This is a genomic window from Virgibacillus natechei (genome assembly GCF_026013645.1).
Classification (GTDB): domain Bacteria; phylum Bacillota; class Bacilli; order Bacillales; family Amphibacillaceae; genus Virgibacillus_L; species Virgibacillus_L natechei.
Window position 1 is genome coordinate 2,210,802 of sequence record NZ_CP110224.1, and the last position, 15,597, is coordinate 2,226,398.

Here is a 15,597-nt window from a genome sequence, read left to right on the forward strand (position 1 = left end):
AGATAGTGTTAGAGGTATCCTTTTTCTTTTAAAGATACAAATTTTCTATCTCCAATAATTAAATGATCCAAAAGTTCTATGCCAATCATTTTTCCTGACTCAACTAAACGTCTTGTAACATGGATATCTTCTTGGGAAGGTGCTGGGTCGCCAGAAGGGTGATTATGTGCGACAACAATCGAAGCTGCTGATCGTTTTACCGCTTCACGAAAAACCTCCCTAGGGTGTACGATGGAGGCATTTAGACTACCAATGAAAATAGTTTGTCTGTGGATAATTTGATTTTTTGTGTTTAGAAAAAGAACAACAAAATGCTCTTGGTTTAAGCTACGCATCTCCTCCATTACATAATCTGCACCGTCTTCTGGTGACCTTATAACATAACGATCATTGGGGCGATACTGATTCATTCGTTTACCAAGCTCTATAGCAGCCAGCATTAACACCCCTTTAGCTGTTCCGATTCCTTTTATTGCAATTAACTCCTCAATTGTAGCGTCATTAAGCAATTTCAAGCCTTCGAAATGCATTAATACACGATTAGATAAGGCCATTACCGATTCTTCCTTTGTTCCACTTCCAAGCAAGATGGCGAGTAATTCCTGATTTGATAAATGACTGGAACCTAATTTTAACAGACGTTCTCTTGGACGATCTTCTTTAGGAACATCCTTAATCATAATAGATGAAACTGACATTATTTACCCTCCTTAACTAAGCTATATCTATCTTATAGCGTTAAACAAAGGGAAACAAATCACTAAAATCAGGTTTTAAAGTACATTTCATCCTCCAAATTTCAAACATCCCTAGTTGAAGATTCAATTATGCATGTATCATTCATTCACGAAATGAAAAATTAGTATTTAACAATTTAAAGTTATGTTTAATTTATCACTCGATCATATTGGTACCACATATTTAATAAAATGTTTTGGGCTTTTGATCCCTCTGCCTGTTCCATTTCATCCAAAAAACTAGATATACTTTCATTTAAAGAAGCGAGTCTATCCGTTTCTTCGGGGTAATTTTCTACTAAACCTTCCCATTCGTCTACTATAAATATTTCTTCATTCTCCAATGAACCTAAAGCTTCATGCCAATTTTCTTCAAAAGCCTGCAACCATTCAGCCTCCTCTTCTATAAGTTCGACTTCCCTCTCCGCTGTATTCCATTCTTTACCAAAAACTTCAAATCCTTCTTCTGCTGTTATATCGTTTGCAAATTGCTTTGCTTGATCATCCGTATTTGCTAATCCTACTAGAAGAAAATATTGATCATTTACTTCCCAAATAAGGCTGTGTAACCCTGCTTGATCATAGTTTTCTACCCACTCATCAGCATTTTCCATTTCCGAAAAAACGCCACCTTGTAACACATATGCATCGATAGATCCATTTGAAAAAGTAGATAGGCCAGCTTCGGTATTATTACCGTTATCTTCATTATCCACACCGGCAACAGGCAAGTTATTATTACCTTGTGCTATATCGCTTTCGATACCAACAAACATTCGCAACATAATGATACCTAAAATCGAACCAATCACAACTGCAGAGCTGATAGCTAACATTACTGGTTTGAATGGCTTTAATTTTATTTTCTTATTAAATGATTTTTTTTGATTATTATTCGTTTCAGTTTGTCTAGCAAATATGGGAACTGGATCATCTCCAGCATTTTGTAGGGTTGCTGCTTGTTCGCTATCAAATGGTTTATGATCTTTATAGTTTTCATCATCCCATGCGTTTTTTGTATATTTGTTATCCACTTACTTCCCCTCCATCGCTAGATTTATTCTACTCTAGCATAGTAGAGGTAAAAAGTAAGACGAATATTGTCACACTACTAAAAAAATCGTTCTACAGAATATTCTTTTCTTCTCATTCACGAAGATACTTTCTTACCATAGCAATAAAATGTAAAGATCCAGTTATGAAATACGCGTGCTTCTTATTCTGCAACATCATGTCTATAGCATCTTTCCAATTTGTAACTGCATGTTTGTCTAAAACATTTGTCGCTTCGTATAATACATCTGCTCGTGCTGCACGAGGATGGTCAAATGAAGTTAATGTAATAGAAGAAAATTCATTGCTAAACTGCTTTAACATTGTTTCAAGTTCCTTGTCCTTAAAGCCTGCGAATAAAAGATGCTTCTCTTTATCATTATAATTTTCTGCAACAGTTTGTAGAAAAACTTTAATTCCTGCTGGATTATGCGCACCATCCAATATCATCACAGGATTACGCTTAACAAGTTCGAATCTACCTGGAATCTGTGTACAGCTTATTGCTGCTATTGCCTTTTTAAAATCGATAGAGTAGCCATGTTCCCTTAATTTTTTCAAAGCCATATAAGCAATTGATGCGTTTTTTATTTGATGTTCGCCCTGCATCTGAATAGAGGTCTCAATAGGTGTAAAATCAGCACCTAGTTGATCAAGCGTTGTCTCATGGATCTGCGCCTCTTCTTTCATAACATGTAACGCTTCTTTATCCATATCACCAATGATTACGGGGGCTTTATTTTTTATTATACCTGCTTTCTGATAAGCAATCTCTGCTGATGTATCCCCTAAAAAAGCAGTATGATCTCTTGAAACATTTGTTATAATAGATAAAATAGGTTGAAAGCAATTGGTGGTATCCTCACGCCCGCCCATACCAGTTTCAATAAGTGCAATATTTGTATTTCTTGAGAAATAGAGGAATGCTAATACGGTAAGAATTTCAAATTCAGTTGGCGCATCCCCTTCTTCATCTAACTGCATAATGGCAGGGTGAGCATCATTACATAATGTCAGAAATTCCTCTTCGTTCATGGAGCTATTGTTTATAAATATATGACCGGTTAATCCAGTGAAGCTAGGTGACGTAAACACACCAACTTGATAGCCATTAGCCATTAAAGCATTTTTAATAAAATGAACGGTAGAACCTTTCCCATTTGTGCCAGCAACGTGTATCGCATGCATCTTTTTCTGTGGATTATGTAACAAATTTAGTAATGCGTTTATTCTTTCTAATCCCGGTTTTATACCTAACCTTTTCCTTTCTTCAAAAAACACTTCGATTTGTTGGAAATTCTTAAACATATAGTCACCCCTTTTCAATAATATACTGTCAGTTTTACATAACCTTTGCTTTTCTTATACTAAAATCTCTTTAGAAATGATAAACTTCATATATAATAAAATAGTATAGCAGAAAGGATATCATCAAATGAAGCTTCAAGGTTGGATTATATATAATGGAAGCTTACCTGGTACTAAATTTTTAGATTTTGCGGAGTGGATACAAGCAGCTGCAGCCAGGAAATATAGCCAGACAACTATTTATAAAAATAATGAGTTGTTATCTTTTCTAAGTACCGATCTATTGAAACTTTTAAAAGAAGATATGAATTCTTTGCCAGATTATGTCGTATTTGCAGACAAGGATATCTATTTAGCAAACCAACTCGAATCACTTGGCGTTCGGGTATTTAATCGTGCAGAAGTAATCCAAAATAGTGATGATAAAATCGCTAGCTATCAGCAACTAGCCAGACAGAACCTACCTATTCCTAAAACAATCGTAGCCCCAAAGGTTTTTACCAATGTACAGGTGGACACCGATAGTGTCAATCTGGCTATCGATCAACTAGGATTTCCAATGATTATTAAAGAAGCTTTTGGCTCGTTTGGAGAACAAGTTTATTTAATACATACAAAAGAGGAATTAGTGACATGCGTACAAGCATTACAAGGTAAAGCATTTATGTTCCAGGAGTTTGTTTCATCTAGTTATGGGAAAGATATTCGCCTTCATGTTGTAGGTGACCAAGTGGTAGCAGGTATGAAACGACAAGCTGCAAATGATTTCCGAGCCAATGTCTCTTCCGGCGCAACGATGGAAGCTTATGACCCAACAGATGAAGAGAGGAAATTAGCTATTTCAGCTGCAAAAGCATTAGGTGCTGATTTTGCAGGTGTGGATTTATTATTTGGTCCAAATAATCGCCCCATTATCTGTGAAATAAATTCAAATGCGCATATTCGAAACATGTATGACTGTACGGGAATAAATGTAGCGGATTTTATTATCGACTATATTCTTGATACGATTAACAAAAATTGAGGTGAGCACATGAAGCATGGATGGTTAATATACGCAGAAGCTAATGTTGAAGAAAATAGATCCTATATTAATTGGATGATTGCAGAAGCGCAGATGCAGAACGTATCACTTGAACTTGTTATAAGAGAACAATTAATAATCGGTATTGAAAACCAAGAGCGAACAATCAAAGTGGATAATAAAGAAGTACATAAACCAGACTTTGCTATCATCCGTCTAATTGAACCCTTGCTGAACCTTCATCTGGAAACATGTGGCATTACTGTTTTTAACTCATCTTCTATTTCAAGTATTTGCAATAATAAAGCTCTAACTCATCACCATATCATCGACCAGGATATTCCAATGGTTGACACTATATTTGCTCAGAAAGATACGGTATCACAAACGCCACCCATGCCCTATCCCTTTATCATAAAAGAAACATCTGGTAGGGGTGGTAAACAGGTTTATTATATACAAGATAAACAAGACTGGTTAAATCGTATTTCAAGTATTGCTACAAACGACATCATTATTCAAGCCTGTAACGTACAACTCGGAAAAGATTTACGCGTGTTTGTGATAGGAAAAGAGATCATTGGTGCTGTGTTACGTGAAAGCACCGATGATTTCCGATCTAATTTTAAACTTGGTGGCTCTGCCCGCATGTATCAACTTCATGCACATGAACGTTCAATCATTTCTAAAATCATTCGCTCTTTTCATTTTGATATGGTTGGTATTGATTTTTTAATCGGCTTAAATGGGGAACTACTTTTTAATGAAATCGAGGACGTTGTCGGATCACGAACGCTAAGCACGGTTAGTGACCTGAACATCTTAGAAAAATATATCACACACATTACGGATAAATTAAAAAGTGGAATTTCAACGGATAATTGAAATTCCACTTTTGTTCTTGCATAGGAATCTATAGAATTTAAACGCTGTGGATAACTTATATACTGGAATAGCCACGTCCAGCTCCAGCGCCCAGCAACTATCAAACTTCACACTCCTCCACTACGATAAAGAAGACTTACTGATTGCCAAGCCGGCAGGCGTAGGCAGAAGTAAAGTCGCACTTATACCCTTGTGGTGAAAGTCAACATCTACTCACTTCGTTCGTCGTGTTTCCTTTATCTCATAGCGGAGTGCTCCAATTTGTACGTTGCTAAACGGGCGCTTGCGCTTTTGTTCTTATCCTTTTAATTCTGCCAAACGTGCTTTCACTTTCGAGTGTTTTTCTAGATAATCCTGTTCTTTTTGTTTTTCTGCATCAACAACCTCTTGAGGTGCTTTTTTTACAAATCCTTCATTTGCCAGTTTTTTCTGTACACGCTCCACTTCTTTATTCCATTTCACAACCTCTTTTTCCAACCGCTCTATTTCCTTTTCAAAGTCAATTAACCCTTCGAGTGGTAAATATATTTCAGCGCCTGTTACTACAGCTGACATTGCCTTTTCTGGAATATCTAATTCAGAGGCTATCGTTAATTCACTTGGATTACAGAATCGTTCCAAGTAGTCCTTATTATTCTTGAGTTCTTGTACAATCTCCTCGTTTTCAGCTTGTATTAACAATTTGATTTGTTTAGACATCGGTGTATCTACTTCTGCACGAATATTACGAACGGATTTAATTATCGATACAAGCCGTTTCATTTCTGTTGAAGCTGTCTCGTCATGAAACGCATTTTTTACTTCCGGCCAGCTAGCAACTGTAATCGATTCTCCTTGATGCGGCAATTGCTGCCAAATTTCTTCGGTAATAAATGGCATATACGGATGCAACATACGCATGGTTTGATCCAGAACATAGGCGAGCACGGAACGCGTTGTGTTCTTTTTTGCTTCATCTTCGCCGTTTAATGGTAGTTTTGCCATTTCGATATACCAATCGCATAGCTCATCCCATATGAAATTATATAGATACCGACCCGCTTCACCGAACTCGTATTTATTTGTGTTTTTTGTAACATGATCGATCGTTTCATTTAGGCGAGTTAAAATCCATTTATCTGCTAATGTCTTCTCCCCTGATAAATCGATATCCTCATAGGTGAATCCTTCCATATTCATTAGCGAGAAACGGGAAGCATTCCATACTTTATTAGCAAAATTCCAAGTAGATTCCACCTTTTCCCAATGGAAGCGTAAATCCTGACCAGGAGTGGAACCTGTTAATAGGAAATAACGTAGGGAGTCAGCCCCGTATTTATCAATAACATCCATTGGATCAACACCGTTCCCTAATGATTTACTCATTTTACGTCCATCTGCATCACGGATTAATCCATGGATAAGTACATCCTTAAACGGTCTCTCTTTTGTAAATTCCTTCGATTGAAAGATCATTCGCGCTACCCAGAAAAAAATGATGTCATAGCCCGTTACCAATACGTCGGTTGGAAAATAACGCTTAAAATCATCGCTTTGCTCATCCGGCCAGCCCATTGTTGAAAAAGGCCATAAAGCAGAGGAAAACCATGTATCTAAGACATCTTCATCCTGTTCCCAATTCTCACTATCACTGGGTGCTTCTTTTCCTACATAGATCTCTTTTGTCTCTTTGTGATACCAAGCTGGGATACGATGCCCCCACCATAGCTGACGAGAGATCACCCAATCACGAATATTTTCCATCCAGTGTAAATACGTTCTTTCAAAACGATCTGGCACAAAATTCACTTTTTCTTCACCATTCTGAAGGTTGATTGCTTCGTCTGCCAGTGGCTGCATATTAACAAACCATTGTGTCGATAAATATGGTTCAACAACGGCACCACTTCGTTCAGAATGTCCAACCTGATGTGTGTGATCTTCTATTTTAAATAATACATCCTGGTCCTGAAGGTCTTTAACAATTTGCTCGCGGCATTCAAAACGGTCAAGTCCTTCATATTTACCAGCATTTTCATTCATTGAACCGTCTTCATGCATCACTAAAATCCGCTTCAAGCCATGACGGTTTCCAATTTCAAAATCATTTGGATCATGTGCTGGTGTTATTTTGACCGCACCAGATCCTAACTCCATATCAACATATTCATCCGCAACAATTTTAATCTCACGACCAACAATCGGTAATATAACCGTCTTACCTATTAAATGCTTATAACGGTCATCTGTGGGATGAACAGCAACTGCCGTATCACCTAACATCGTTTCTGGTCGTGTTGTAGCGACTTCAATCATTTCGTCACTGTCTTTTATTTTATATTGCATATGATAAAACTTCCCATGCAGTTCCTCATAAATCACTTCGATATCAGAAAGGGCAGTACGTGTCTTCGGATCCCAGTTTATGATATATTCCCCGCGATAAATATATCCTTTTTCATATAGCTTAACGAATACCTCTTTTACAGCACCGGATAACCCATCATCCAATGTAAACCTTTCCCTTGAATAATCAAGTCCTAGGCCTAATTTTTCCCATTGTGAACGAATGAAATCTGCATATTCCTCTTTCCATTCCCAGGCTGTCTCCATGAATTTCTCGCGACCTAACACATGTCGGTTAGTCCCCTGTTCTTTTAACTTTTCCTCTACTTTGGACTGTGTAGCAATACCTGCGTGATCCATACCAGGTAACCATAATACATCATATCCTTGCATTCGTTTCATTCTAGAAATCGTATCTTGCATTGTCGTATCCCATGCGTGTCCCAAATGCAGCCTGCCAGTTACATTTGGCGGTGGAATAACAATGGTATAGGGTTCTTTCTCCTGATCACCTGTTGCTTCAAAATATTTGCCTTTTAACCAAAATTGATAACGGTCTTTTTCAACAGCCTGTGGATTATATTTTGAAGGAAGTGATGTGTTTTGATCGTTATTCATACTGAAAATCCTCCTTGTTTCTTAATTGAATTCAAAAATACCCTCCTCATCCTTAATAAAGGACGAAAAGGGTATTTCCGTGGTACCACCTTTGTTTACAAATAAAAAAAATCCATTTGCACACTCAATTAATGGATAACGGCCAATAACCGACATCCTCCTACTACTAAGCGCGAAACTTATGTTTCGGAGAAGTTGCATCAAGGGTGACCTTCCAAAATAGGCATTCCTGGGAAACGTTTCAGCTATTGGTTTCCTTCTCTTTAGGTGCTATTTTGTACTCTTCCCTATCATCGCATTTTATTTGTTGATCGACTAAGGACGATACTATTTTCGAACATCCTCTAATTATTACTTTTATTTTATCCATAATGGTGTGCTTCGTCAACTATTACTCATGATTTTGCACAAAACAGGTGTCTATTTACATATTATATAACGAATTAATCGATCGGCTACCCCATCCTTATAGGGTAAAAGCCTTCGTTTTTAACAAAAAAGCTGTTTTCTAAAAGATGTTGTTTTTAACACAAAAGATATAAAAGACGACGTAGTGAACATTCTTTTGCAAACGCTAGTTGAGATCAAGGATTCGCTACGGAAACACATTTCGCTTTCCGCGGGCGGCTGGTGAGCCTCCTTGCCCCGGCAAGGGGTATGCCAACGTTGCCCGCAAAGGGCGATTTTAGTTGGCCTTCATCATTTAACGCACTGTGGGGTCTCACCTAGGCCTTTCTCCCGCAGGAGTCTTCATGTGTTTCCTCCGCTGGGTGTTCCGGTTACTGCCGCTAAATTGCATTAGTAATCAATATTCAAAACATCCAACCGCCTCACCAGTTCGGGTGAGGGAAGGGCGGTGACTCCTGCGGGAACAATGGTTTTCGGTGGGGCGAGCATTTACGCGCAGCCCCAGCACGTGTCCGAAGACCCCGCAGAGTGGTTTTCTCGAGGAGGCTGAGGCCGTGCCCGCGGAAAGCATCCGCCCGGAGCGATCCCGAACGGCGTTTATAGCAAATACTTATAGCAAACAGCAGTTACGCCGTCTTTTATTTCAACTGCGAAGATTGAAAGCAACAATTATTTTCGGTGGGGCGAGTAACCGCAGTCCCAACACTTTCGAGAAGAACCTTAACAAATGACATCTATAAACACATTTTAGTTCTAACTATACAAGTAAGAGAGGTGATTAAGTTGGCGCGTTATTATCGTTTTAGACTACCACCATGGGCTAGAACTTGTATTATTGTTATTGAGCAAGCAACATTACCCATTTTGATTTTTCAATTAATCCGCACAATGATATTTCCAACGTCATTAGACGTTTTTTTACTAGGGGTTTTAGTAACTTTATTTATAGCTTTTTATTTAAAATGGATTTAGCTTTCAAGGTCATCCATGGAAAACGTTTCATATTCCGCTTCCACAAATTTTGACCATTGTAAGCCAAATAAAATTTGGCGGTACGCATGCTGTAAGTTTATAACTTGATTAACCATTGAATCCTTCGAACCGTTCGTCACATACTGTTGAATTAGTTTGACGTAGTCCGATGGATTTAATAAATGAATTGTAAGTAAATATAATTCGTTTTGGCTCAGTTTATTTTCATTGTAATAGGTAGAGAACTGCTCCATGAAAAGGTTTATAGGTTGATCGTAAAATGAAACTTCTTGTTTAAAAAACAACGCTAAATCTACTACTGCATTGTCGAAAAAAGAATTCTCCCAATTTATTAGATGCGTATTACGTGTATGTGAAAAATTTAAATTTCCGTGACACAAACTATAATTCCAAGTTATCTCTTGTTCTTGTTCCTCAATAAACTGGTCAATTCGTCTATTGATTTCTTTTAATGCAAATTCTATATCACGATAGTGTGTACAAACCAATAATTCAAATGGTGACATATATCTGTTCTGTTCAAACTGCTCGACAAACTTAAGCAAGTCTCGTTGTGTTATCTCACAAAAACGTTTGTATGTATTAAAATCGCTTGTTAAATTTCCGGTGGATATCGATTGTGACTGTTTTGTTTTGGCATGAACAGTTCCTATGCTTTTATAAAAGTAATCAATTACCTGGCTACTACTCTTTGTTTGTTCTGTTTCTATCCAGGGGGTTAAATAGAAGATCGTTTGATCCATTTCTACGTACAGGTTACCATTCTTCGTTAAATATACTGGTAAAACAGTAGAAACCTGCTTGGAGAATGCTAGATGATATACATTCTCCCAATTTGACACAGATTCTTTGGATAGTAAACTACTTTTCAACGCATAATCACCTTGTCCATCACTTACTCGAATTAATCGATCTGTTACGTGTTCTATATTTAATGGATGAATAGCATAAGCATTTAACACTTTTTTAATTATTTCCATTCATTTCACCACCTGGATAGGAAAAATTAGATACCCCTTGAAAACGTATACCAAGGGGCGTAAATTAATTACCTATTAATATCTGGAATATATAGCATTTCACCTTCTACCACTGCATAATTATCATCTATCTGATTTTGTTTCATTAATTGTAACGCAGTAATATCATAGCGCTCGGCAATCGTTTCTATCGTATCTTGACTTTGTACGATGCAAAGCCTCATCTGTGTATACTGTTCTTCTTCTGTACCTCTGAACATATCAGATAAATAACTTACATTCTCAAGCTTCTCGGAGCGACTTTCCGTGCTTTCTTCATAATAAAATTCAGAGGATGATTCAGATTCGAAAACAGAAGGGGGTGGATTAGGGTTTTCTGACATATCTATTGAACTAGACTCCTCTTCCTGAGAAGAAATAGTATCAAAGAATTCCTTTAATGTTTGTGATTTTTTGGATTTCCAACGTTCACTCTCCATCGGCTCTTGTTCCTCTATAGATAATTCAGGAACATGCTCTGGATGCTCTGGCTCTATAGCGCTAGGTGATTCTATTTCCTTCTTTTCTTTAATCTCAAACTGAAAGGCCTCATCGATCGGTTCTGTCACTTCTTCCTGCTCTTCCTCTTCTTCACGAACCTCTGTCGCTTGGCTATTAATCCCATCAATTTCAATGGTGGAATATAACTTCAATTGACTTTTATCAGGTATCTCATAATCAAATGATTCAATACTTACGGTTACATCGTTTAAATCAGTTACACGGTATGATGGAACAGAAATTTCAACAGGGAATCGGTGGGAAAATCTTGCTGAGTCATCTTCCGTATCGATCACACTTTCTACATAACGATGAGATTGAAAATTATCTAAATCACTAAAATCATTATCTTCTTCTGAATCCACCACCTTTTGATATTCACCGTTCAACTCAATTACTCCTCGAATTGAAATGTACTCATTAAAAGATTGAATAGATATTTCTGGATCTAATGAAATTCCTCTCATTTCTGCAACTTCCTGTCCCTTTTCAAAATAGAGAGATTCATTTAACTCGAAGCTGAATACTGATTGGTCATTCGACAAAGTACTTCCTCCCTTCAACATGATCGTTTTACTTCATATGTCTTAAGAATTATATGAGTGAAAATGGAAAGATATGCTTATATAGTAAAAAAAGCTACTCCGACTAGGAAGTAGCTTTTAAACCTTCATTTATTTTTCAATTTTAGAAAATGCATTTCGTACTGCCTGAATCGTTTTATCGATGTCCTCATCTGTATGTGCCGTTGACAGAAACAATCCTTCAAACTGAGACGGTGGCAAGAATATACCTTCTTCAATCATTGCCCTATAGTATTGAGCGAAATAATCAAGATTAGACTTCTGAGCTGTTTCAAAATCTACAACAGCTTCATCTGTGAAGAAAACACCAACCATTGATCCTGCCCGATTAATTTGCAGTGGTAATTGAAAATCATTTGCAGCTTGCTTGAAGCCTTCGATTAGCTTATCCACTTGCTGATTTACTTCCTTATACGAATCTTCAGTTAAGGCATTTAAGGTCTCATAGCCAGCAGTCATTGCTAATGGGTTCCCGGACAATGTCCCTGCTTGATAAATAGAGCCAGTTGGAGCGATATTTTCCATAATGTCACGTTTACCACCATAAGCACCTACTGGAAGTCCACCACCGATTACTTTTCCTAGACAGGTCAGGTCTGGAGTGACACCAAAATACCCTTGCGCACAATTAAAGCCTACACGGAACCCTGTCATCACCTCATCAAAAATTAATAAGGTACCATTATCTTCCGTAATGTTTCGTAAATCCTGTAAGAAATTATTCTCTGGTGGGACAACTCCCATATTACCAGAAACAGGCTCAACAATCACTGCTGCAATATCATCACCATATTGTTCAAAGGCATAACGTACACTTTCTACATCATTATATGGAACTGTTATTGTATTTTTAGCAATAGATTCCGGAACGCCTGGACTATCTGGTAATCCTAATGTGGCCACACCTGATCCTGCCTTAATTAGCAATGAATCCCCATGCCCATGATAATTACCTTCAAATTTTAAAATTTTATTTCTTCCTGTATAACCCCTGGCAACACGTAATGCACTCATCGTTGCCTCTGTTCCGGAGTTCACCATTCGTACCATTTCGATTGAAGGGACACGTTCAATGACCAGTTCTGCAAGTTTATTTTCCAGAGTAGTTGACGTACCAAAGCTTGTCCCATTTGCAACTGCTTCTTGCAACTTTGTGACAACACGATTATGGGCGTGCCCTAAAATAAGTGGCCCCCAACTTAACACATAATCAATATATTCATTCCCATCAATATCAACTATCTGTGACCCTTTCCCATACTCCATAAAAATTGGTGACATACCTACTGATTTAAATGCACGGACTGGTGAATTCACACCACCAGGCATCAAATCAACCGCTTCCTTATATGCATCTACAGAGTTATCAAAACTTTTCACGATTCATCACCCTAACTGCAAATTTATTTGTTCTACTATTGATTCAACCATTTTGCTACATCTTTTGCAAAATATGTGATGATAAGATCTGCGCCTGCACGTTTCATGGCGGTTAACTTCTCCATTACCAACTCTTGCTCGTTAATCCAGCCATTCAATGCTGCAGCCTTCACCATCGAATACTCTCCACTAACATTATAAGCAACTACTGGGGCGTTAGATTTATTTTTTACGTCTCGTACAATATCAAGGTAAGTCATGGCAGGTTTTACGATCAGAAAGTCTGCGCCCTCTTCCATATCTGATTCAGCTTCACGTAATGCTTCTAAGCGATTTGCTGGATCCATTTGATAGGTTTTACGATCACCAAATTGTGGTGTACTATCAGCAGCATCCCTAAAAGGGCCATAAAACGCTGATGCGTATTTTACTGCATAGGACATAATCGGAATGTTCGTATACCCAGCCTCATCTAGCGCTTGACGGATAAACGTTACAAATCCGTCCATCATATTTGATGGTGCAATGATATCTGCACCTGCTTGTGCTTGTGATACAGCTGTTTTAGCTAATAGTTTAAGTGATGCATCATTATCAACATCACCGTTATGAATAACTCCACAATGACCATGTGACGTGTATTCACATAAACACGTATCTGCGACCACGAGTATTTCTGGATATTCTTTTTTGATGGCTCGTGTTGCTTCCTGGACCATACCATCTTCGATAAAAGCACCAGTCCCTTGCTCATCCTTTTCTTTAGGTACACCAAAAAGTAATATTGCTTTAATTCCCAGTTCATTGATCTCTTTTAATTCTTCATTTAATCGGTCAAGTGAGACTTGGAATACACCAGGCATGGATGGAACTTCCTGTTTAATATTTTCACCTTCAATAATAAACATTGGATAAATTAAATCTTCTGTTCGCACGTGGTTTTCACGGGTTAAAGACCGCATGGAACCTGATGACCTTAACCTTCGATGCCGCTTAAAATCCTGATTTGTTGTCATTATCATAATCCCTTCTGAGCGATAAATTCACTGATACATGTCAACATGCCATCTATTGTAAATTCTTCTGCTGTTATAATTGTAGTAAAACCTAATTCACGCGCTCGCATTTCGGTTGTCGTACCGATACATACACACACTTCATTACCTGAGTGTACCATCGTCATTTCAGTAAATGCTTCAACTGTTGAGGGGCTTGTAAATGTTATAAAGTCGATATCATAATCCCTTGAAACGGCATTTAAACGCTCCGTCATTTGATAATTATAGGTTATTTCATAAACTTCCATCGAGTCATAAGCAACTCCATGCTTTGAAAATTCTACAGGAATAACATCTCTTGAACGATTTCCCCGCACAAGTAATATCGGATTATCAACTGTATATCTATTTAAGAATTCACTTGCCATTACAGTAGCGTTATACGTCGTCGGTATAAAATCTGCTGTGAATCCATAAGTTTTTAGTACATTGCCCGTTTTATGACCAACAACAGCAAGCTTTTTATCTTTTAAAACTCCAGTATCTATTTGATACTCGCTTGCTAACTGAAAAAAATAATGAACACCGTTCGTACTTGTAAAAAATATCCACTCATACATGGTTAAATCCTGAAAAAACCGTCTATTATCCGTATGATTTTTACCTGTAAGTTTCAAAAGAGGAACTTCTATTGGTTTTCCGCCATACTTCAATACCTTTTCTGTAAACTCATTAGCTTGCCTTGCTTCTCTAGTTATCAGGATTTTCTTCCCATGTAATGAATTCGGCATTACTGATCAAGCTCCTCTTTCACTCGATCTATAATCTCTTTTCCACCCCGGTCAATCATTTTATTCGCAGCTTCTTCACCCACAGATTCAGGGTCTGTACCCCGAGCTACTTCTTTAAGAATCTCTTCCCCGTCTGGTGTACCTACTAATGTTGTCAAAACAATTTCCTGTCCTTCTAAATAAGCATAGCCCCCAATTGGAACCGAGCATCCACCCTCTAGCAGATGAAGAAACGTTCTTTCCGCTTTAACCGTTTTCGTTGTTCGATCATCGTTAATCCTTGCTAATATTTCACGTAGCTCATGGTCATCCTCACGGCATTCTATCGCTAATGCACCCTGACCGACTGCTGGCACACAAACATCTGGTTCGAGATATTCGGTTATAAGATCTTCACTTAAACCAACGCGTTTTAAGCCGGATACAGCCAAAATAATTGCATCATAATCTTCTTCGTCGAGTTTACGTAAACGCGTTTCAATGTTTCCCCGAATCCATTTAATTGAAACATCAGGTCTTTCTGCTGAGATTTGAGCCCCTCGCCGCAAGCTGCTTGTACCTACTATCGCTCCGCTAGGTAAATCTTTTAAGGCTACATTATTTTTTGCAATATAAGCATCGCGATGATCCTCTCTGATTGGAATGGATGTGATCACCAGACCTTCAGGCATCTCTGACGGCATATCCTTCATGCTATGTACAGCTAGGTCAATCTCATGATCATAAATAGCTTTTTCAATTTCTTTAACAAATAGACCTTTGCCACCTACTTTGGACAATGTAACATCCAGAATACGATCACCTTTGGTTGAAATCTGATGTACTTCAAATTCGTTTTGAACACCTGCAGCTTGTAACGCATCTATTACCCAATCCGTTTGCGTTAACGCTAAATTACTTTTTCTTGACCCTACCGCTATTTTACGCATCTAAAAAACCTCCAATAGTAAATCACCATACACGAAATGACGAA

The 15,597-nt window shown here is 37.9% G+C and carries 13 protein-coding genes and 1 other annotated feature; of the genes, 3 read left to right on the forward strand and 10 right to left on the reverse strand.

The window, feature by feature from the left end; all coding sequences use genetic code 11:
- Positions 1 to 8 precede the first annotated feature (8 nt).
- The 3 genes from radC to OLD84_RS11600 form a co-directional block, all read right to left on the reverse strand.
- Positions 9 to 698, reverse strand: a complete 690-nt coding sequence (gene radC, locus OLD84_RS11590) for a RadC family protein (RefSeq protein ID WP_209462022.1) — start codon at positions 696 to 698, stop codon at positions 9 to 11.
- Between the two features lie 188 nt (positions 699 to 886).
- Complete coding sequence (locus OLD84_RS11595) at positions 887 to 1,771, reverse strand: hypothetical protein (RefSeq protein WP_209462023.1); 885 nt, start codon at positions 1,769 to 1,771, stop codon at positions 887 to 889.
- Positions 1,772 to 1,883: 112 nt separating this feature from the next.
- The gene (locus OLD84_RS11600) at positions 1,884 to 3,098 is read right to left on the reverse strand and encodes a bifunctional folylpolyglutamate synthase/dihydrofolate synthase (RefSeq protein WP_209462024.1); all 1,215 of its coding nucleotides are present in this window, start codon (positions 3,096 to 3,098) and stop codon (positions 1,884 to 1,886) included.
- A gap of 127 nt (positions 3,099 to 3,225) precedes the next feature.
- Between OLD84_RS11600 and OLD84_RS11605 the strand changes: the two genes are divergently transcribed.
- On the forward strand, positions 3,226 to 4,122 hold the full coding sequence (locus OLD84_RS11605) for an ATP-grasp domain-containing protein (RefSeq protein WP_209462025.1): 897 nt from the start codon (positions 3,226 to 3,228) through the stop codon (positions 4,120 to 4,122).
- A 9-nt stretch (positions 4,123 to 4,131) separates the two neighbouring features.
- Entirely contained in the window at positions 4,132 to 5,007 is an 876-nt protein-coding gene (locus OLD84_RS11610; protein WP_209462026.1) for an ATP-grasp domain-containing protein, read from the forward strand.
- Between the two features lie 297 nt (positions 5,008 to 5,304).
- On the opposite strand, the gene OLD84_RS11615 is transcribed toward OLD84_RS11610, so the two are convergent.
- Entirely contained in the window at positions 5,305 to 7,950 is a 2,646-nt protein-coding gene (locus OLD84_RS11615) for a valine--tRNA ligase (RefSeq protein WP_209462027.1), read from the reverse strand.
- Between the two features lie 55 nt (positions 7,951 to 8,005).
- Positions 8,006 to 8,253, reverse strand: a binding site (T-box leader).
- Between the two features lie 888 nt (positions 8,254 to 9,141).
- Here OLD84_RS11615 and OLD84_RS11620 point away from each other — a divergent pair.
- Positions 9,142 to 9,330: a hypothetical protein gene (locus OLD84_RS11620; protein ID WP_245301473.1), complete on the forward strand. Its 189-nt coding sequence runs from the start codon at positions 9,142 to 9,144 to the stop codon at positions 9,328 to 9,330.
- On the opposite strand, the gene OLD84_RS11625 is transcribed toward OLD84_RS11620, so the two are convergent.
- The 6 genes from OLD84_RS11625 to hemC all read right to left on the reverse strand — a co-directional run bounded on the left by OLD84_RS11625 (position 9,327) and on the right by hemC (position 15,553).
- Entirely contained in the window at positions 9,327 to 10,331 is a 1,005-nt protein-coding gene (locus OLD84_RS11625; RefSeq protein ID WP_209462028.1) for a protein kinase family protein, read from the reverse strand. The genes OLD84_RS11620 and OLD84_RS11625 overlap by 4 nt on opposite strands.
- Positions 10,332 to 10,399: 68 nt before the next feature.
- Positions 10,400 to 11,416 carry a stage VI sporulation protein D gene (spoVID, locus tag OLD84_RS11630; RefSeq protein WP_245301474.1) on the reverse strand — a complete coding sequence of 339 codons (1,017 nt, stop codon included), beginning with the start codon at positions 11,414 to 11,416 and terminating at the stop codon, positions 10,400 to 10,402.
- A gap of 129 nt (positions 11,417 to 11,545) precedes the next feature.
- Positions 11,546 to 12,835 carry a glutamate-1-semialdehyde 2,1-aminomutase gene (gene hemL / locus OLD84_RS11635; protein ID WP_209462030.1) on the reverse strand — a complete coding sequence of 430 codons (1,290 nt, stop codon included), beginning with the start codon at positions 12,833 to 12,835 and terminating at the stop codon, positions 11,546 to 11,548.
- A gap of 35 nt (positions 12,836 to 12,870) precedes the next feature.
- Complete coding sequence (gene hemB, locus OLD84_RS11640; protein WP_209462031.1) at positions 12,871 to 13,851, reverse strand: porphobilinogen synthase; 981 nt, start codon at positions 13,849 to 13,851, stop codon at positions 12,871 to 12,873.
- A gap of 2 nt (positions 13,852 to 13,853) precedes the next feature.
- Positions 13,854 to 14,624: a uroporphyrinogen-III synthase gene (locus OLD84_RS11645; protein ID WP_209462032.1), complete on the reverse strand. Its 771-nt coding sequence runs from the start codon at positions 14,622 to 14,624 to the stop codon at positions 13,854 to 13,856.
- Positions 14,624 to 15,553, reverse strand: coding sequence for a hydroxymethylbilane synthase (gene hemC, locus OLD84_RS11650; RefSeq protein ID WP_209462033.1), 930 nt, complete (start codon positions 15,551 to 15,553; stop codon positions 14,624 to 14,626). Before hemC ends, OLD84_RS11645 begins: the two co-directional genes overlap by 1 nt.
- Positions 15,554 to 15,597: the final 44 nt, after the last annotated feature.

Coding starts and splice junctions, on each gene's coding strand:
- radC (WP_209462022.1), bottom strand. CDS start 698: ATGTCAGTTTCATCTATTATGATTAAGGATGTTCCTAAAGAAGATCGT.
- OLD84_RS11600 (WP_209462024.1), bottom strand. CDS start 3,098: ATGTTTAAGAATTTCCAACAAATCGAAGTGTTTTTTGAAGAAAGGAAA.
- OLD84_RS11605 (WP_209462025.1), top strand. CDS start 3,226: ATGAAGCTTCAAGGTTGGATTATATATAATGGAAGCTTACCTGGTACT.
- OLD84_RS11610 (WP_209462026.1), top strand. CDS start 4,132: ATGAAGCATGGATGGTTAATATACGCAGAAGCTAATGTTGAAGAAAAT.
- OLD84_RS11615 (WP_209462027.1), bottom strand. CDS start 7,950: ATGAATAACGATCAAAACACATCACTTCCTTCAAAATATAATCCACAG.
- OLD84_RS11625 (WP_209462028.1), bottom strand. CDS start 10,331: ATGGAAATAATTAAAAAAGTGTTAAATGCTTATGCTATTCATCCATTA.
- hemB (WP_209462031.1), bottom strand. CDS start 13,851: ATGACAACAAATCAGGATTTTAAGCGGCATCGAAGGTTAAGGTCATCA.
- OLD84_RS11645 (WP_209462032.1), bottom strand. CDS start 14,624: ATGCCGAATTCATTACATGGGAAGAAAATCCTGATAACTAGAGAAGCA.
- hemC (WP_209462033.1), bottom strand. CDS start 15,553: ATGCGTAAAATAGCGGTAGGGTCAAGAAAAAGTAATTTAGCGTTAACG.